The organism is Streptomyces sp. CA-142005 (assembly GCF_050942335.1).
GTDB lineage: Bacteria > Actinomycetota > Actinomycetes > Streptomycetales > Streptomycetaceae > Streptomyces.
In genome coordinates, this window is record NZ_CP192078.1 from 5,043,021 (window position 1) to 5,060,546 (window position 17,526).

The 17,526-nt window shown below is 72.9% G+C and carries 12 protein-coding genes and 2 tRNA genes; 3 read left to right on the forward strand and 11 right to left on the reverse strand.

From position 1 onward, the window contains the following. Positions 1-22: 22 nt before the first annotated feature. The 8 genes from ACQPXS_RS23715 to ACQPXS_RS23750 all read right to left on the reverse strand — a co-directional run bounded on the left by ACQPXS_RS23715 (position 23) and on the right by ACQPXS_RS23750 (position 8,986). Positions 23-781 carry a TetR/AcrR family transcriptional regulator gene (locus ACQPXS_RS23715; protein ID WP_356301049.1) on the reverse strand — a complete coding sequence of 253 codons (759 nt, stop codon included), beginning with the start codon at positions 779-781 and terminating at the stop codon, positions 23-25. Positions 782-970: 189 nt separating this feature from the next. Beyond that, positions 971-3,160, reverse strand: coding sequence for a glycosyltransferase family 39 protein (locus tag ACQPXS_RS23720; protein WP_433451264.1), 2,190 nt, complete (start codon positions 3,158-3,160; stop codon positions 971-973). Then, the gene (locus tag ACQPXS_RS23725) at positions 3,157-4,656 is read right to left on the reverse strand and encodes a glycosyltransferase (RefSeq protein ID WP_433451265.1); all 1,500 of its coding nucleotides are present in this window, start codon (positions 4,654-4,656) and stop codon (positions 3,157-3,159) included. The genes ACQPXS_RS23720 and ACQPXS_RS23725 overlap by 4 nt, the downstream gene beginning before the upstream one ends. A 14-nt stretch (positions 4,657-4,670) precedes the next feature. After that, on the reverse strand, positions 4,671-6,338 hold the full coding sequence (locus ACQPXS_RS23730; RefSeq protein WP_433451266.1) for a sensor histidine kinase: 1,668 nt from the start codon (positions 6,336-6,338) through the stop codon (positions 4,671-4,673). After that, positions 6,335-7,075: a response regulator transcription factor gene (locus tag ACQPXS_RS23735; protein WP_351802716.1), complete on the reverse strand. Its 741-nt coding sequence runs from the start codon at positions 7,073-7,075 to the stop codon at positions 6,335-6,337. Before ACQPXS_RS23735 ends, ACQPXS_RS23730 begins: the two co-directional genes overlap by 4 nt. A 100-nt stretch (positions 7,076-7,175) precedes the next feature. Further along, positions 7,176-7,532, reverse strand: coding sequence for an antibiotic biosynthesis monooxygenase family protein (locus ACQPXS_RS23740; protein WP_433451267.1), 357 nt, complete (start codon positions 7,530-7,532; stop codon positions 7,176-7,178). 87 nt (positions 7,533-7,619) lie between these two features. Next, positions 7,620-8,495, reverse strand: a complete 876-nt coding sequence (locus tag ACQPXS_RS23745; RefSeq protein ID WP_433451268.1) for a DUF2797 domain-containing protein — start codon at positions 8,493-8,495, stop codon at positions 7,620-7,622. Positions 8,496-8,617: 122 nt separating this feature from the next. Continuing rightward, on the reverse strand, positions 8,618-8,986 hold the full coding sequence (locus tag ACQPXS_RS23750) for an HGxxPAAW family protein (protein ID WP_433451269.1): 369 nt from the start codon (positions 8,984-8,986) through the stop codon (positions 8,618-8,620). Between the two features lie 91 nt (positions 8,987-9,077). Between ACQPXS_RS23750 and ACQPXS_RS23755 the strand changes: the two genes are divergently transcribed. Next, positions 9,078-9,569, forward strand: a complete 492-nt coding sequence (locus ACQPXS_RS23755; protein ID WP_356301029.1) for a MarR family winged helix-turn-helix transcriptional regulator — start codon at positions 9,078-9,080, stop codon at positions 9,567-9,569. A gap of 124 nt (positions 9,570-9,693) precedes the next feature. Here the strand turns inward: ACQPXS_RS23755 and ACQPXS_RS23760 are convergent. Beyond that, positions 9,694-9,766 (reverse strand) — tRNA-Arg (locus tag ACQPXS_RS23760). 205 nt (positions 9,767-9,971) lie between these two features. Continuing rightward, positions 9,972-10,062 (reverse strand) — tRNA-Ser (locus ACQPXS_RS23765). Positions 10,063-10,335: 273 nt separating this feature from the next. On the opposite strand from ACQPXS_RS23765, the gene ACQPXS_RS23770 reads away from it, so the two are divergent. Beyond that, positions 10,336-10,956: an SSI family serine proteinase inhibitor gene (locus tag ACQPXS_RS23770; protein ID WP_433451270.1), complete on the forward strand. Its 621-nt coding sequence runs from the start codon at positions 10,336-10,338 to the stop codon at positions 10,954-10,956. A gap of 206 nt (positions 10,957-11,162) precedes the next feature. Continuing rightward, positions 11,163-15,617, forward strand: a complete 4,455-nt coding sequence (locus ACQPXS_RS23775; protein ID WP_433451271.1) for a PAS domain-containing protein — start codon at positions 11,163-11,165, stop codon at positions 15,615-15,617. Between the two features lie 126 nt (positions 15,618-15,743). On the opposite strand, the gene ACQPXS_RS23780 is transcribed toward ACQPXS_RS23775, so the two are convergent. Beyond that, complete coding sequence (locus tag ACQPXS_RS23780; protein ID WP_433451273.1) at positions 15,744-17,420, reverse strand: long-chain fatty acid--CoA ligase; 1,677 nt, start codon at positions 17,418-17,420, stop codon at positions 15,744-15,746. Between the last annotated feature and the right edge of the window lie 106 nt (positions 17,421-17,526).

Here is a 17,526-nt window from a genome sequence, read left to right on the forward strand (position 1 = left end):
ATGGGGGCCGGTGGCGGAGTGGTCAGCCTCGGCTGACCATCGCCTCGATGCCGGCGATCAGCAGGTCCAGGGCGAAGGCGAAGTCGCGGTCCAGCATCTCGTCCACCGTGTCCCCGCCCCGGGCCGCCATGAGGTCCTTCGACTCCTCGACGACCTCGGCGGTCCCCGGGGCCTCGGTCACCAGGGCCATGGCCTGTTCGTAGTACTCGTCGGGGCTCAGCCCGGTGTCCGCGATCCGGGCGAAGAAGTGCCCCTCGATCGTGCCGAAGCCGTACACGAACTGGAAGACCGCCGAGATCGCCCCCGTCACCCCGTGCGCGGGCAGGCCCGCCCGGCGGACGACCCGCTGGACCGCGCGGGAGAACGCCAGCGAGTTCGGGCCGATGTTGAGATAGCGCCCCGCCAGCGGCGACAGCCACGGGTGGCGCACCAGCAGCGCCCGGTACTCGGTGGCCAGCCCGCGCAGCTGCTCGCGCCAGTCCTCGCCCCGGGCGTCCGGATCCGGCAGCCGCAGCTCGCCGAAGGCCGCGTCCAGGGCGAGTTCGAGCAGGTCGTCCTTGGTGTCGACGTACCAGTACAGGGACATCGCGGTGACGTTCAGCTCCGCGGCCAGCCGTCGCATGGAGAACTTCGTCAGCCCCTCGGCGTCCAGCAGCCGCACTGACGTCGCGGTGATCCGCTCCCGGTCCAGTCCGGAAGGCTGGCCGGCACGACCGCCGCGCCGCGGCTTCTCCTGCAGCCACACACTGTCCCGCGCCGACCGACCCGCTGCCTTCACCATCGGCGCATCCTCCTGAGACTCCGGCCACTGGTCCAACCTTAGGCGCGGGCCTGCGCCGGTCTGTGGACCGCGTCCGTCCCAGGAGGACTTCAGGCCGTCAGATCCGGTCGGCCACGAGGACGTTGCGGCCGCCGTAGAGGGAGTCGTCGCCACCGGCGCCACTCGCACCGCCGACGAAGGCCCCCTGTTTCAGCCGCTCGCCTTCTGCGTCAGGTCGTAGAAGGTGGCCGAACCGACGGTGACCTTCTTGAAGGTGCTCTCGACCCACGAGGTGATCCGGGACGACGTACCGCTGCTGCTGCCGCCCATCCCACCGCCCATGCCACCACCGGCGATGAAGTAGTGGATCTTCCCTTCCGCCACGTACTTCTTGAACTGCGCCAGTGTCGGCGAGGGGTCGGTGCCGTTGAAGCCGCCGATCGCCATCACCGGCTCACCGGTGGCGAGTTGGTAGCCGGCCGCGTTCTGCGAACCGATGGACGCGGCGACCCAGGTGTATTCCCCGGCGTCCTCCTCCAGCAGCTTCTTGGCCGCCGAGGAGACGTTCGCGCCGTTCAGCAGGCCGCCGGCGCCACCGCCGCCGCCCATGCCGCCGTCGCCCATCCGGCCGGCGCCGGGCAGGCCGTTGCCGTTCTGGCCCTGCCGGCCCTGCTGACCTTGGTTGTTCTGGCCCTGCCGGCCGGGCATGCCACCACCGAAGCCGCCCCCGCCGGGGAAGCCGTTGCCGTTCTGCTGACCTTGCTGCCCTTGGCCCTGCTGACCCGGCATCGCGCCGCCGAAGCCGCCGCCGGGCCCGCGGCCGCCGCCGAAGCCCATCATGCTCGCGCCCGCCGGACCGGCCGTCGGAATGGAGCCGGTGTGCGCGGAGTCCACCGTGCTGAGGGTGTACGCCGTCGGACCGGCGAGCGCGGCCACCAGACCCACCGCCGCCGCCCCGAGGGCCAGCTGCCGGGAGATCCGCCCGGCGAAGATCAGGCCCAGCGCGGCCACCATGCCGCCGATCAGCACCAACCACTTCAGCCAGGGCAGATAGCCGGAGGTGCGGTTGAGCAGGACGTATCCCCACGCGGACGCGGCCACCAGCGCGGCGGCGAGGCCGATCGACGCCCAGGTCTCCCTGCGCCGCTCCCACAGCAGCCCGGCGCCCATGCCGACGACGGCCGCGAGGTAGGGCGCGAGCGCCACCGTGTAGTACTGGTGGAAGATGCCCGCCATGTAGCTGAAGACCGCCATGGTGATCAGCAGCGAGCCGCCCCACACCAGGAACGAGGCCCGCGTCACGGACGTACGGCGCAGCTTCCGGGTCGCCCACAGGCCCGCGGCCAGCAGGATCAGCGCGGCCGGGAGCAGCCAGGAGATCTGGCCGCCGATCTCGGAGTTGAACATCCGGTCCCAGCCGGTCGCGCCCCAGCGGCCGGAGCCGGTCCCGCCGCCACCGCCGCCGACGCTGCCGGTCTCGTCGCCGTTGATCCGGCCGAGGCCGTTGTAGCCGAAGGTCAGCTCCAGGAAGCTGTTGTTCTGCGAGCCGCCGATGTAAGGGCGGGAGGAGGCGGGCCACAGCTCGACGATCGCGACCCACCAGCCGCCGGAGACCACGAGCGCGACGGTGGCGAGGCCCAGCTGGACCAGGCGCCTGCGCAGCCGCACCGGACCGCAGACGGCGTAGACGATCGCCGACGGCGGCAGGATCAGGAAGGCCTGCAGCGTCTTGGCGAGGAAGGCGAAGCCGATCGCCGCCCCGGCCGCGACCAGCCACTTGGTCCGGCCGTCCTCCACGGCCCGTACGACGAAGTAGCAGGCCAGCGCCATCAGCAGGGCCAGCATCGCGTCCGGGTTGTCGAACCGGAACATCAGCGCGGCCACCGGGGTGAGGGCGAGCACCACGCCCGCGATCAGACCCGCCGCCGGGCTGAACCGGCGCCGTACGGCCGCGTACACGACCGCCACCGTGCCGACGCCCATGAGGACCTCGGGAGTGAGGATCGCCCACGAGTTCAGGCCGAAGATCCGCACCGACAGCTCCATCGGCCACAGGAAGGCCGACGGCTTGTCGACGGTGATGGCGTTGCCCGCGTCCAGCGAACCGAAGAAGAACGCCTTCCAGGACTTGCTGCCCGCCTGCACGGCCGCCGAGTAGAAGGAGTTGGCGTAGCCGGAGGCGCTGAGGTTGTACAGGTAGAGCAGGAGGGTGGCGGCCAGCAGGGCGAGGAAGGCCGGGCGCGCCCAGCGGGGGTCCTCGGGGCGGCCGCGCCACAGTCCGCGCAGGACCGGCTGCCTGGGCTCGCCGGCCCCGGGGGCCTGCGGGAGAGCGGTCGGGGGCGGACCCCAGTCGGTCGTACCGCTGTGCCGGGCGGTCGGCTGGTCGTAATGAGTGGTCATCGGGGATCCCCCGGGTTGGTGTCGTGAGGGCGCACCGGCTGCAGTCGCATGGTGGCGTCCCTCCAGCTGCCGTCCGCGGCTTCACCGGCGCGGACCTGGGTGGCCGTCGGATACGGCACCGGGCGCTGGGGCAGCGGTGCGTACGGAGCGGTCGTGCCGTGCGGCGGGGTCGTGCTGTACGGCGGGGTCGTGCTCGTGCTGTAGGTCGGCGAGGACAGGGGGTGGGAGGCGACGACCGTCGAGCCGGCGTTGGACTCGCCGCGGTCCGGGAACACCCAGGCGCGGAAGAGCAGGAACCGCAGCACGGTCGCGGCGAGGTTGGCGGCGATGAGCACCGCCAGTTCGGTGGAGTGCGCCGGGCTGGAGCCGGCCGCGTTCAGGGCGGCCAGGGAGCCGCTGGTCAGCGCGAGGCCGATGCCGAAGACGACCAGGCCCTGCGCCTGGTGCCGTACGGCGCCGCCCCGGCCGCGCACTCCGAAGGTGAGCCTGCGGTTGGCGGCCGTGTTGGCGATCGCGGAGACCAGCAGGGCGAGCGCGTTGGCGGTCTGGGAGCCGGAGAACTGCCGGAAGACGCTGTAGAGGAGGAGGTAGAAGAGGGTGGACAGGCCGCCGACGACGCAGAAGCCGACGAGCTGACGGGCAAGTCCCGTGGGCACGTTGGCCAGGTCGCGGTCGCGCGGGTCGTCGCCGAAGGGCCGGGTGAGCCGGTCCAGCGGGAGCGAACCGGTGGCCAGCGCCTTGCCGACCCGCCAGACGCCCTTGAGGTCGTCGGTGGCGGTCTTCACGATGTGCACGGTGGAGTCGGGGTCGTCGACCCAGTCGACCGGCACCTCGTGGATCCTCAGGCCCGCCCGCTCGGCGAGCACCAGCATCTCGGTGTCGAAGAACCAGCCGGTGTCCTCCACCAGCGGCAGCAGCACCTGTGCCACATCGCGCCGGATGGCCTTGAATCCGCACTGGGCGTCCGAGAACCGGGCCTGGAGCGAGCCGCGCAGGATCAGGTTGTAGGCCCGGCTGATGAGTTCCCGCTTGGGGCCGCGCACCACCCGGGAGGCGGGGGCGAGCCGGGAGCCGATCGCGAGGTCCGAGTGGCCGGAGATCAGCGGGGCCACCAGCGGCAGCAGGGCGTTGAGGTCGGTGGACAGGTCGACGTCCATGTAGGCGAGGATCGGCGCCTCGGACGCGGACCAGACGGTCCTCAGGGCCCGTCCCCTGCCCTTCTGCTCCAGGCGGAAGTTGGTGACCTCGGGGATCTCCGCCTCCAGCCGCGCCGCCACCAGCGGGGTGGTGTCCGTGGACGCGTTGTCCGCGATCGTGATGCGGAAGGCGTACGGGAAGGTGCGCGTGAGGTGCTCGTGCAGTCTGCGGACGCACGGCTGGAGGTCCTTCTCCTCGTTGTAGACGGGGACCACTACGTCCAGGACAGGCGTACCGGCGTCTCCGGCCGGGAGGTGCTCCCGCGCCGGCAGGGTGCCGGAAGAAGAGTCGGTTCGCATGGAACCGACTCAACTCAAGCGCCCTGTCGCACCCATGTGGTGGCACTGTGCTGTGCCTGTGAGTGCGCCTGCCAGTCGGTTTCGGGCGCGGGCCGCGGAACGGCGGGGGCGAGCGCGGGCAGATGGACGGTGAACACGGTCCGCCCGGGCACGCTGTCGACGGTGACGGCACCCCCGTGCGCGGCCGCGACCGCCTGCACGATGGCCAGCCCGAGTCCGGTGGACCCCGTCGACCTGGAGCGCGCGGAGTCCCCGCGCGCGAACCGCTCGAAGACGTGCGGCAGCAGATCCGGCGGTATGCCCTGCCCGTTGTCCTCGACGTCGACGCACATCCACGGCCCGCGCCGCTGCACGCGCGCGGTCACGGTCGTACCGGGCTGGGTGTGTTTGCGGGCGTTGCCGAGCAGGTTGACCAGCACCTGCTGGATGCGCGCCGCGTCCGCCGACACGAGCGCGGGTTCATCGGGCAGGTCGAGCCGCCAGTTGTGGTCCATGCCGGCCGCGCGGGAGTCGCTGACCGTGTCCACGACGAGCGGGACGAGATCGGTCTGCTCGAACTGCAGCGGCCGGCCGGCGTCGAGGCGGGCGAGGAGGAGAAGGTCCTCGACGAGGAGGGTCATACGGCCCGCCTCGGACTCGATCCGGCCGAGGGCGTGCCGGGTGTCGGGCCCGACCTGTTCCCGTCCGCGTCGGGTGAGTTCCGCGTACCCGCGAATGGACGCGAGCGGGGTGCGCAGCTCATGGCTGGCATCGGCGACGAACTGCCGTACCCGCGTCTCGCTCTGCTGCCGGGCGTGCAGGGCGCCGTGGACGTGGTCGAGCATCCGGTTCAGCGCGGCACCCACCTGCCCGACCTCGGTGTGCGGGTCGCACTCGGACTCCGGGACCCGCTCGCTGAGGTTGACCTCGCCGGTGTGCAGGGTCAGTTCGGAGACCCGGGTGGCGGTGGCGGCGACCTTGCGCAGGGGGCGGGTGGCGACGCCGACGATGACGGTGCCGGCGAGGGTGGCGGCGATGAGACCGGCCGCGGTGACGCTGATCTCGACCAGGATCAGGGTGTCGATGTTGTCGTCGACGTCCTTGGTCGGCAGGGCGATGTAGAACGCGTCGCCGTTGTCCCGGCTCGTCACGTACTTGACGAGGTAGTCCCCGAGCCCGGGGATCTCCACGCTGTGCGCCTTGTCGTCCTTGGCCACGGAGTTCAGCGCGGTCTTCTGCGCGGCCGTCAGGCCGGCGGCGCGCATCCGCTTGAACAGGCCGTAGTCGTCGTTCTGCTGCCGGGCCACGGCGGCGGAGGTGATCGAGCCGTTCTTCACGTACGCCGCGACGGTACGGGGCTGTGTCGGGCCCCTGGTGAGCAGGGTGTCGACCTTGTCGCCCGGTGTCGCGGCGTCCGACGCCGAGGGGTCCAGGCTCCCCGGGACCGCACCGGGCCGCGCGTCGGCCGGAGCCTGCATATGACCGACCGCCCGCGCGGCGGTCTCGTTCACCTTGACCTCGAGCTGCTGGTACAGATGCGAGCGCAGCGCCACCGTGGTGACGGTGCCGATCACCGCGCACACCACGGCGATCAGCACCACCGAGGCGACGACGAGCCGGGTCCGCAGGGTGCGTGGCTGTCCCCCACGTCGCTTCTGCCGCTTCTGCCGTTGCCGCGGACCCGGTCGTCGCCGTCCGCTCATGACACGGCGGGCTTGATCAGATAACCCGCCCCACGCCGGGTGTGGATCATCGGCTCACGCCCGGCGTCGATCTTCCGCCGCAGATAGGAGATGTACAGCTCGACGACATTGGCCTGCCCGCCGAAGTCGTACGACCACACCCGGTCCAGGATCTGCGCCTTGCTGAGCACGCGCCGCGGGTTGCGCATCAGGAAGCGCAGCAGCTCGAACTCGGTGGCGGTGAGGTGGATGGAGTCCCCGGCCCGCGACACCTCGTGGCTGTCTTCGTCGAGGGTCAGGTCGCCCACGACGAGCACCGAGTCGGACCGCCGGTCGGCGGCCCCGGACCGGCGGATGAGCCCCCGCAGCCGCGCCACGACCTCCTCCAGGCTGAACGGCTTGGTGACGTAGTCGTCGCCGCCGGCGGTGAGCCCGGCGATGCGGTCCTCCACCGCGTCCTTGGCGGTCAGGAAGAGGACGGGCACGTCCGGCAGTTCGCGCCGCAGCCGCCCGAGGACGGTCAGTCCGTCCATGTCGGGCAGCATCATGTCCAGCACGACGGCGTCGGGCCGGAACTCACGGGCGGTCTGGACGGCGCCCTGCCCGTCCCCCGCACTCCTGATCTGCCAGCCCTCGTAGCGAAGAGCCATGCTCAGCAGTTCGGTGATCGACAGCTCGTCGTCCACCACAAGCACGCGGACGGGGCTCCCGTCCGGCCTCAGCAGTTCGGTGCGCCCCTGGGGCGAGGTCGTGGTCATGGTGGACACGATGTCGAGGTCCTCTGAGAAGAGGCTTTCCCTCATCTGTGATTTCCCTGAGAAACACACAGGCGCCTCTCAGGCGGCACCTGGGAAGCGCTCACTCCCGCGCGAAGACGCGCGCGTGCTCGACCCTGGCGATGTGGATCGCGTACCGCTCGTACCACCGCTCCCGGCCACGGCGCTTGGCCGCGAGATGCTCGGGGTGCCGCCGCCATCGCTCGATCCCCTCGAGATCCCGGAAGTAGGCGACGGAGATCGCGAGTCCGCCGGGGGTACGGGCGGAGTCCTCGCCGAGGAAGCCGGGGACTTCACGGACGAGTCGGGAGAGGTGCTCGGCGGTGCGGTCGTATCCGCCGGGGTCGTCGTCGGTGCGGAGTGAGGTGAAGATGGCGGCGTAGTAAGGGGGTTCGGGGAGAGAGGTGGGCTGTACAGCGGCATCGGTCTGGTCGCTCATGACAACGACGGTCGGCCGTGGGCTGGTTCGGCGTCCACGGGCCTTGCCGAAAGGGATCCGTACGGGATCCGAGTCTTTGCCTTCGCCTCAGAACAGTCCCTCCTGCCCTCGTGCGAACTCCCGGAGCGGGAAGGCGAGTCCGGCGGTCTGCGAAGCGGCCGGCGACACCAGCTCCCAGCCGGTCATCAGCCGTGTGTCGAGCACGACCACCCCGCGCTCGCCGACCGCCAGATGGAGATCGGGCCCGGCGGCCGCGACCAGCTCACCGCCGACCTCGCCACCGGGGACGAGTTCCGCCACTTCCCCGAACGCGGACGCGGCACCGGCAAGCCCGAACACCCCCATGTGATCGGTGACTTCGCAGGGCTCCGGCCGCAGGGACTCGGGCCAGCCACTGAGCGCCACGGCCCGCGCATGCAGCTCCCGCACCTGCGCCGCACGCTCCTCCTCGGTCCCCGGCAACGCCGACCGCACCGCACGCTTCACGGCGTACGGAATCCGGTCCGGCACCTGGAGCGCGGCCCGCAGCAGCTCCTCGGTGCGCCGGGCGGCCATCAGCGGGCCGGCGCCGAGCCAGCTGAAACAGACGGCTCCCTGCTCCAGCAGCCGGGCCGAGCCCCGCTCGACCGCGGTGATCCCGACTTTCACCATCCCGGGCCCGAACCACGCCAGATACACCCGGTACGGCCGCGGGTCGTCGGCGATCGTGTCGGCGGCCACGGAGTGCGCCCGGTCCAGCCGCGCGCACTCCTCGCACCGGGCGCCCGTGCTCCGCGCCGGCACGACCGCGCCCACCGGACAGGCGTGGCCACGGGCGCCCACACAGTGCCGGGCGCTCGCCTCCGGCACGGCGAAGGCGACCCGCTTCCCCCACGGCAGCGCACTGCGCCGCCCGCCGTCCCACACCAGCACGGGACCGTCGGGCGACCAGCGCAGTCCGGTGCACTTCCATACTTGTGCCATCACTCGTCAGGGTAGGGGTCGGGTCCGACAACGGGTTCCTTCGACCGCGTCGGCGACCTGCTCGGGCACGAGGCAGGCGGTGCCGCACGGCGATCACCAACCGCCGGTCGCCGAAAGGACATTCACTCGACAGGTGACAGAGGCGTCGATTCCGCAGCCGTCGACCGCCCCGCCGCCACAGCCACCACCACAGCCCGCCGCCCCCGCCCCGCCAACCGGCAGCTGACGCACCCTGGATGCCCCCCGCGGGCCTGCGCGTCCCGGTCCCGCATCCCCCACTGCCCGCGCGGCCGCACCCCCGGCGGCTTGCCCCAACCGGCCAGATGCAGGACCCACGTCACCAGAACGCTCACGGCCACGACGGCGAGCCCGCCCACGACCAGCGGCAGCGAGGCCGCACACACGCCCAGCCCCACCACACCGCTTCCCACCGTCGCGATGCCGAAGCCGGTCCAGCCGGCGACCGTGTGACCCTCGTCGTACAGACTCATACAGCAACCTCCGGGGACAAGAAGGCAGATTCCCTCACGAGCTAAGAAGTCTCCTCAACCGAATATCTCACGAGCTAAGGGATTCCGAAAGATGCACGGCACGCCGCGCCCACCCGCCACTCCGGCCCAGGCGCTGTCGGCGATGGACCACCTCATCGCCGCCCACCTGATCGGACAGCAGGAGCTCGCCCGGCGGCTGGGCCTGAACGTCACGGACCTGACCTGCTTCGCCTTCGTCCTGGAGGCCGGCGACGACCTGCTGACCGCCGGCGATCTCGCCGCCCGCGCCCACGTGACCACCGGCGCGGTGACCGGCATCCTCAACCGCCTCGAACGCGCCGGCTACGTCACCCGCCGCCCCGACCCCACGGACCGCCGCCGGGTCCGGGTGGCCGCCGTACCGGACGCCGTCACCCGGGTGGAGGCGGTGTACGCGGGCCACTACAAGCGCCTGACGGACCTGTTCTCCGACTACTCCCCGGAGGAACTGGCGATCATCACGGACTGGTTCACCCGGGCCACCGCCCTGGCGCACGCGTACCTGGAGAAGCTGAACCGGAACGACCCGGACGAGGAGTGCTGACACCCGACGCCGACGCCGCCCGCTCCCCGGGCCCCGGACTCGGACTCTCCCGGGGCCCGCGTCGATCTGCCGCACACGACACAACGCCAGAGGCCCCGGATCTCTCCGGGGCCTCTGGTCTCTGCGCACTCGGCAGGATTCGAACCTGCAACCTTCTGATCCGTAGTCAGATGCTCTATCCGTTAAGCTACGAGTGCTTGTTCTTTTGTTCTTGTCTCTCCGTTTCGGCCCTTTCGGCCCGTCCCGGCGACAGGAAGAACATTACATGACTGCCGCCGACATGTGAAATCCGTTTGGCACACCCCTTGTGACCTGCGGAAACGCCTCTGAGCGCACAGAGGGGCGACGCGGGGCGGGAACGCCGAAGCCCCGGTCCTGGGGACCGGGGCTTCGGGATCGGTGCGGAGGCGGAGGGATTTGAACCCTCGATGGGCTTTAAGGCCCAAACCGCATTAGCAGTGCGGCGCCATAGACCGGACTAGGCGACGCCTCCAGCACAACCGCTCACGCGAGCGCGCGAGTGGTGCGTGCAGATGATGACACAGCCGAGCGGCTCGTCACCAATCGGCTCCCACGGTACTAGGCAGTCGGGCCGCAGGGCAAAGGGCTTCCGCCCGGCGCGGCGGTGCGGACGCAACGTCCGGGGGGCCGGCGCGTTGGGCAGGGCATGGTTTCTCTTCTTCAGCCGGGCCGGCAGCGCGCTCAGGGGCGCGGATCTCTCCAGCGGGGGCGTGCGCACGGCAAGAGCATCTCTGTCCTCGCCGCCGTGTCCGCCCTGGGCGCCCTCTCCGCCGTGCCCGCCGTCGCCGCGCCCGTCCTGCCGCCGCCCGTGCGGCCCGAGGACCGGGCCGGTGATCACCTCACCGTCGTCGTGCGGCATGCCGGGCCCGGGCGGGACGGGACCTACGAGCTGTTCTGTCACCCGGCCGGCGGAAGCCACCCGGACGCGGCGGAGGCCTGCCGGACACTGGAGGAGCACACGCAGTGGGGGCGCGACCTCTTCGCCCCGGTGGCGCCCGGCACCACCTGCACCATGCTCAACGGCGGACCGGCCACCGCCCGGGTGACCGGCACCTGGGCCGGACGCGGCGTCGACGCCGCCTACGACCGCAGCAACGGCTGCGAGATCGGGCGGTGGGACCGGATGGTGCCGCTGCTGCCGACGTTGGGCTCGGGCGGCGTGAGGCCTGGGCACGTAGGACCGGCCGTGGGCACGTCAGCCCGCCGGACCGGCGGCCCCCTGGGGCGCCCGGCCCGGCCTGCCGACCCACCGGTCGGCACCAGCCCCCACCGGCCCGATGGCCCGCGGACCCGCCCCGCCCCCACCGGTGCCGGCCACACCCAACCGACTCGCGGGCTCCCCCCAACGAAATCACCGGTCCCGTAAAGGTCCCGCGAAGGTCTCGCGGAGTCGGAGGGCGTGGTCGGCGGGTGGTGGCCGGTTCGGTGTCACCGTGTCGTGGGACCTCGCTCTCATCCGGCGTCGCGAGCGCAACGTGTGCCCTTAGACTCCCTCGCGTGACACGTCGCGGGCCGGTTGGCAAGATGGCCCGAGCGGTCGGCAAGATGCGGTAACAGGGAGGAAGGCGTCTCGTGAGCAGCAGGCCATCCCGAGGCGCTGCTCGCCTCGCAGCCATACTCGACGCGCTGCCGGACGCGTTGGTCCTGGTCAACGCCAACGGAACCGTCGTCAACGCCAACACCATCGCGCTCGAGGCGTTCGAGGCGCCGGGTACGGCTCTCGTGGGGCGCGGGCTGCTCGATCTGCTGCCCGAATTCGACTCGCGGCTGATCCCCGGGTCCATGCGGCGGCCCGATCACATGGATCCGCACGGGCGGACCAAGCCCACGCGGATGGTCGCGCGGCGCACCGACGGGTCCGAGTTCCCCGTCGAGGTCACGAGCGCGAATCTGGAGAACGGGCAGCAGGCGTACGACGGTTACGGATACACGGGTGACGAGCTGCTCATGCTCGTCGTCCGGGATCTCTCCGGGACCGTCGACACCGAGGCCGAGCTGGCACGCTCGCAGCGGCAGACCGAGATGATCCTGCGGGCCGCCGCGGAAGGCGTGGTGGGCACGGACACCGACGGGCGGATCGTGCTCGTCAACCCTGCCGCCGCCCAGATTCTGGGGTACCGGGCCGGAGAGCTCGGCGGCAAGGAGCTGCACACGCTGGTGCTGCACTCGCGCGCCGACGGGTCGCCGTTCCCGTACGAGGAGTCGCCGCTCGCCGACACCCTGCGCTCCGGGCGCAAGCACCGGGTGCGCGGGCAGGTGCTGTGGTCCAAGGGGGATCAGCAGGTCTCGGTCGATCTGACCACCGCGCCCGTGCGCGACGGGGACCAGCTCGTCGGTGCCGTGATGACCTTCACCGACCGGCGGCCCTACGAGGCCCTCGCCGAGGAGAAGGCCGCGCTGGAGAAGGCGCACGCCGAGGAGGTCGAGCGGCTCGCCGAGGAGCATGCCTCCGACCTGACCGCGCTGCGCCAGCAGCATGTGACCGAGGTCGAGGAGCTGCGCGAGAAGCACGCCGAGGAGGTCGCGGCCGGCGAGGAGCGGTACGCCGCGCTCGCCGAGCGGGAGAAGGACCGGTACGAGGCCCTCACCGGGCGGCACGAGCAGCTGCTGACCCTGCTCGGGCAGTCGCTGCGCGGACCGCTGGACGAGCTGCGGCGCGAGCTGGCGGCACTGGCCGCCGACGACGCCGGGCAGCTGTGGCCCGAGGCCAACCAGGTGCTGCATCACCTTTCGGCCGGATATTCGCGGATCACCACGCTCATCGACAACGTCCTCGGGTACCAGCGCCTGGACTCGGGCGCCGAGGACATCACCCGTACGAAGGTGCTCCTGGACGCCGTCGTCGCCGCCGGTGTGGACGGTGCCGTCGAGCTGATCGGTCCGGGGCGGGTGCAGTTCGCCGTGCACGCGCCGCCCATCGAGGCCGAGGTCGACCCGCAGCGGCTCGCCACGGCGCTGGCCCATCTGGTGGCGGATGTCGCCGGTGTCGACGCGACCGGCAACTCGCCGGTCTCCGCGGGCGGTTACCTGGACAACACCGTCGTGGTCGCGGCCGCGCAGCGCGGTGAGGTCGCGCGGATCGAGGTGCGCGGGCCGTACGCCGGGGGAGACGCGGTGCACGAGCCGATCGTGCGCGGGATCGTACGGGCCCACGGCGGCGTGCTGCAGACGCACGAGGTGCCGGGCATGAGCGGCAGCGCGTACGTGCTGGAGGTGCCGCTCGGCGGTGGCGCCGGGACGGTCGACGGCGCGGGCGCGGGGCAGATGCCCGCCGCGCTTGCGCCCGCCGCGCCGGATGCGGGCGGGCAGGCCGCCGGCGCCGGTGAGGTGGCCGTGATCGAGACCGGTGCCGCCGAGCAGGCCGCCGGTGGCGGACGGCGGCGGGCCCGGCGGTCCTCCACCGATGCCTTCCTGGACAGTGACGTTCCCGGTGCCGGCCAGACCGGGGAGACCGACGGGCCCGCGCCGACCGGCCGCCGCCGCAGGCGTGCCGCGGCGCCCGCCGAGGAGACGGGCGCGGTCCCGGCCGAGGCCGCGGAGACCGCCTCCGGGGGTACCGGACGACGCCGTGGCCGGCCCGCCGAGGGCGGCACCGGTGCCGACACGGGCGTGAGCGAGGGTGCCGTGGTGACCGCGGCCGAGCATGCCGCGGGGGCCGCCGCATCCGGTAACGGGCTCGGCCCGACCGTTCCGCCGCAGGGCGTGCCCGCACCCGCCGGCCGACCCGCCCGCCCCGACTCCGGCGCGCCGCAGGCCGCCCTGCCGGCCGCGCCCGCGCTGCCCGCGGCGGGCAGCGGGCCGATGCCGGGTGCGGAGGCCGTACCGGCCGACGGTGGGCAGCCCACCGGGCGGCGCCGGCGTGCGCTGGCCGCCGCGGCGGAACGTGCCGCCGCCCAGGAGGCGGGCGGTGCGCGTACGGTCTTCGCCCTGCCGCCGGCCGAGGCCGACCGCTCACCGCAGTCCCCGGACTCGGCGAGCGGAGTGGGCACGGTTCCGGCGGCCGGTGGCGTTCCGGGTGCCGGTGTGCCGGTCGCCCCGGGTGCCGGTGCTGTTCCGGGTGGTGCCGACGGGCAGCCGCAGGGCGCCGGTCCGGTGCAGGTGCCCGCTCAGCTGCCGCCGGCCGCCGCGGGGGTGCCGGGTGACGCCGGCCGGCACGACGCCGTACCGCACGACCAGTCCGCCGACCACACCCCGCCGCAGCCGCATCCGACCAGCGCACCGACCGGCCGGCGCCGCCGGGCCGTGGCCCAGCCGGCGGATCCCGCGCAGCCGGCACCGGCACCGACGCCCACTGCCCCGGCCACTGCGGCACAGGGCGTTCCCGGGCAGGCCGTGCCGCATCCGGCGGGGCCGCCGACTCCCGGTCAGGGCACGCCGGTTCACGGCATTCCGGCGCAGGGGACGGCCGGGCAGAACATCCCCGTCCAGGCGGGTCCCGCGATGGCGCCCGCGCAGCCGCCCGCTGCGGCACCCGGCGCCCCGGCCGGTGTCGCCGCGCCCGGTCAGCAGACGGCCGTACCGCAGGTGGCCGTGCCGCACCCGGCCGCGCCCGTGCACGACACCGCCGGCCGGCCGGTTCCGGCGGCTCCGGGACAGGCGGTCCAGGTCCAGCAGCCCACCGCGGCGGCAACGCCCGCGACGCCGCCCGGTGGTACGCCGAGCGCCCAGCCGCTGCCCGCGGAGGCCGGTGCCGGCCCGGTGCCGACGGCCGTTCAGGCGCCCGGCGTGCCCCAGCAGTGGCCCGGCACCGGTGACACCTCCGGCGCGGGCACGCCCGTACCGCAGAGCGGCACGCCGGCCCCCGGCACCCCGCTGCCCGCGGCACACACCGCAGTCCAGACGCCGCGGGCCGCGCAGCCGTTGCCCGCCGAGAGTGCCGCGGCCGACCCGAACTCGACGCAGGGACGGGCGATCAGCGTGCGCACGCTCGGGCAGGGTGTGCCGTTCTCGCGGCAGGCCGCTCAGGTGCAGCAGCCGACGGCGACCCCGCCGCCGCACGCGCCGGGCGGTTCCGGCCGCAGGCGCAAGCTGGGCACGCCTCCGGACCCGGCCAAGCGTCCGGAGCAGCAGGCGGAACAGACGGCCCGGCCGCATCCGGCGGCCGAACAGCCGGCGACCGCGCATCCGTCCCTGGCCGGGCAGGCCCGGCTCGCCCCGGGCACCGAGGGCGGCGGACGGTCGTACGCCATAGGCGCACCCGATGCCAACGCCGCCGAAGGCCCCGAGCCGCTGGACGGCCCCGGGGGTGCGGTCGAGATCTCGGACACTCCGCGTCCGCAGCCGCTCGACGACGAGCTGCCGCCGGAGCCGCTGGACAACCCGCGCCGGCTCCTGGTGTGGCCCGCGCCGGACGCGACGACCCAGCAGGCGCTGAGCGACCGTGGCTACCGGCCGGTGATCGTGCACTCCCGTGAGGAGGTCGACGCGCAGATCGCGGCGTTCCCGGCCGCTCTGTTCGTGGACCCGCTGACCGGGCCCATCACGCGTACGGCCCTGCAGTCGCTGCGGCAGGCGGCCGTCGCGGCCGAGGTGCCGGTGCTGGTGACGGCCGGGCTCGGGCAGGCGACGCGCGAGGCGGCGTACGGCGCCGATCCCGCCGTTCTGCTGAAGGCGCTGGCGCCGCGCGACAGCGAGCAGCATCCGCCGCGGGTGCTGCTCATCGAGGAGCACGCGGAGATCGCGCTGGCGCTGACGGCGACGCTGGAGCGGCGCGGGATGCAGGTCGCGCGGGCCGCGAGCGACAGCGACGCGGTGACGCTGGCGGGTCAGTTCCGGCCGAACCTCGTGGTGATGGACCTGATGCAGGTGCAGCGCCGGCAGGCCGGGTTCACTGGGATCATCGACTGGCTCCGCGCGAACGGGCAGCTCAACCGCACCCCGCTGGTCGTCTACACCGCCGCGGTCGACCAGGCCGACCTGCCCCGGCTGGCCTCGGGCGAGACGGTCCTGTTCCTCGCGGAGCGGTCCACGAGCACCGAGGTCCAGGGCCGGATCGTGGACCTGCTGGCCCGGATCGGCACCAACTAGCGCACGCGCTTTTCGTACCTCGTACGACGTGCCGGGGACGACCGCTCCTTCGGGCAGGTGCTCGGCGGCCGGTGCCGGACGCGCGCGCCGGGCGGCGAGTCCCGCTGCCCGGCGCGGCCCGCGGTGTCACAGGCGGGTGACGTCCAGTTCCCCGTCCGCGTACCGCCTGCGCAGCACCTTCTTGTCGAACTTGCCCACGCTCGTCTTCGGCACCGACTCGACGATCGTCCAGCGCTCGGGCAGCTGCCACCTGGCGATGCGCCCCTCCTCGGCGAGGAAGACGCGCAGGGTCTCGAAGTCGGCGGTGGCGCCCTCCCGCAGGACGACGGTGGCCAGCGGGCGCTCGCCCCATTTCTCGTCGGGTACGGCGACCACCGCGGCCTCGGCGACGTCCGGGTGGGACATCAGCGCGTTCTCCAGCTCCACCGAGGAGATCCACTCGCCGCCGGACTTGATGACGTCCTTGGCGCGGTCGGTGAGGGTGAGGTAGCCGTCGGGGGAGATGGTTCCGACGTCACCCGTCTTCAGCCAGCCGTCCTCGCTGAACTTGTCGGCGGGCCGCAGCGGTTCGGCGTCGGGGCCGTTGTAGTAGGCGCCGGCGATCCAGGGGCCGCGCACCTCCAGCTCGCCCGCCGACTCGCCGTCCCAGGGGAGGCGTTCGCCGCCGGGGCCGGTGAGCCGGGCCTCGACGCCGGCCGGGAAGCGGCCCTGGGTGAGGCGGTAGGCGAACTCCTCGTCCGTACCGGCCGCGTGGGCCGGGGGACGGGCGACCGTGCCGAGCGGGGACGTCTCCGTCATGCCCCAGGCGTGGCAGACGCGCATGCCGAGCCGGTCGAAGGCCTCCATGAGGGAGGGCGGACAGGCGGAGCCGCCGATGGTGACCTGGGTGAGGGAGGAGACGTCGCGCGGCTTGTTGCCCAGCTCGGCGAGCAGGCCCTGCCAGATGGTCGGGACGGCCGCGGCGTGGGTCGGCCTCTCGCGCTCGATCATCTCGGCGAGCGGCGCCGGCTGGAGGAAGCGGTCCGGCATCAGCATGTTGACGCCGGTCATGAAGGTGGCGTGCGGCAGGCCCCAGGCGTTGACGTGGAACTGGGGGACGACGACCAGCGAGGTGTCCTGGTCGGTCAGGCCCATCGACTGCGTCATGTTGACCTGCATGGAGTGCAGGTAGATCGAACGGTGGCTGTACACCACGCCCTTGGGGTCGCCGGTCGTGCCGGAGGTGTAGCACATGGCGGCGGCCTGGCGTTCGTCCAGCTCCGGCCAGTCGAAGGTGGTCGGCCGGTCCGCGATCAGCTCCTCGTACTCGTGGATCCGGGCGTGCGCGCCGTGGAGCGGGGAGCGGTCACCGGGGCCGGAGACGACGATGTGCTCGACCGTCGCCAGCTTGGGCAGCAGCGGGGCGAGCAGCGGGATGAGCGAGCCGTTGACGATGACGACCTTGTCGGCCGCGTGGTTGACGATCCACACCAACTGCTCGGCGGGCAGCCGCAGATTGAGCGTGTGCAGCACCGCGCCCATGGACGGGATCGCGAAGTAGGCCTCCACGTGCTCGGCGTTGTTCCACATCAGGGTGGCCACCCGGTCGTCGCCCCGGACGCCGAGTTCGTCGCGCAGGGCGTTCGCCAGCTGCACCGCGCGCACGCCGGCCTCGGCGAAACCGCGCCGCTGCGGCTCGGCGTCCCCGGTCCAGGTGATGATCTGGGATCGCCCGTGCACCAGCGTCCCGTGCGTCAGGATGCGGGTGACGGTCAGCGGTACGTCCTGCATGGTGCTCAGCACGGAGTCCTCCCGGGGCGGCATTGCCTACGCGGTGGTAGAGGTTGCGCTGATTCTGCGCACATACCGCGCGGTATGTCACTAGGGAGGGGAGAACAATCAGCGAGGGACACGGCCCCCGGACGCCGCC

Coding starts and splice junctions, on each gene's coding strand:
- ACQPXS_RS23740 (WP_433451267.1), bottom strand. CDS start 7,532: ATGAGCGACCAGACCGATGCCGCTGTACAGCCCACCTCTCTCCCCGAA.
- ACQPXS_RS23725 (WP_433451265.1), bottom strand. CDS start 4,656: ATGCGAACCGACTCTTCTTCCGGCACCCTGCCGGCGCGGGAGCACCTC.
- ACQPXS_RS23720 (WP_433451264.1), bottom strand. CDS start 3,160: ATGACCACTCATTACGACCAGCCGACCGCCCGGCACAGCGGTACGACC.
- ACQPXS_RS23715 (WP_356301049.1), bottom strand. CDS start 781: ATGGTGAAGGCAGCGGGTCGGTCGGCGCGGGACAGTGTGTGGCTGCAG.
- ACQPXS_RS23750 (WP_433451269.1), bottom strand. CDS start 8,986: ATGAGTCTGTACGACGAGGGTCACACGGTCGCCGGCTGGACCGGCTTC.
- ACQPXS_RS23735 (WP_351802716.1), bottom strand. CDS start 7,075: ATGACCACGACCTCGCCCCAGGGGCGCACCGAACTGCTGAGGCCGGAC.
- ACQPXS_RS23755 (WP_356301029.1), top strand. CDS start 9,078: ATGCACGGCACGCCGCGCCCACCCGCCACTCCGGCCCAGGCGCTGTCG.
- ACQPXS_RS23730 (WP_433451266.1), bottom strand. CDS start 6,338: ATGAGCGGACGGCGACGACCGGGTCCGCGGCAACGGCAGAAGCGGCAG.
- ACQPXS_RS23780 (WP_433451273.1), bottom strand. CDS start 17,420: ATGCCGCCCCGGGAGGACTCCGTGCTGAGCACCATGCAGGACGTACCG.
- ACQPXS_RS23745 (WP_433451268.1), bottom strand. CDS start 8,495: ATGGCACAAGTATGGAAGTGCACCGGACTGCGCTGGTCGCCCGACGGT.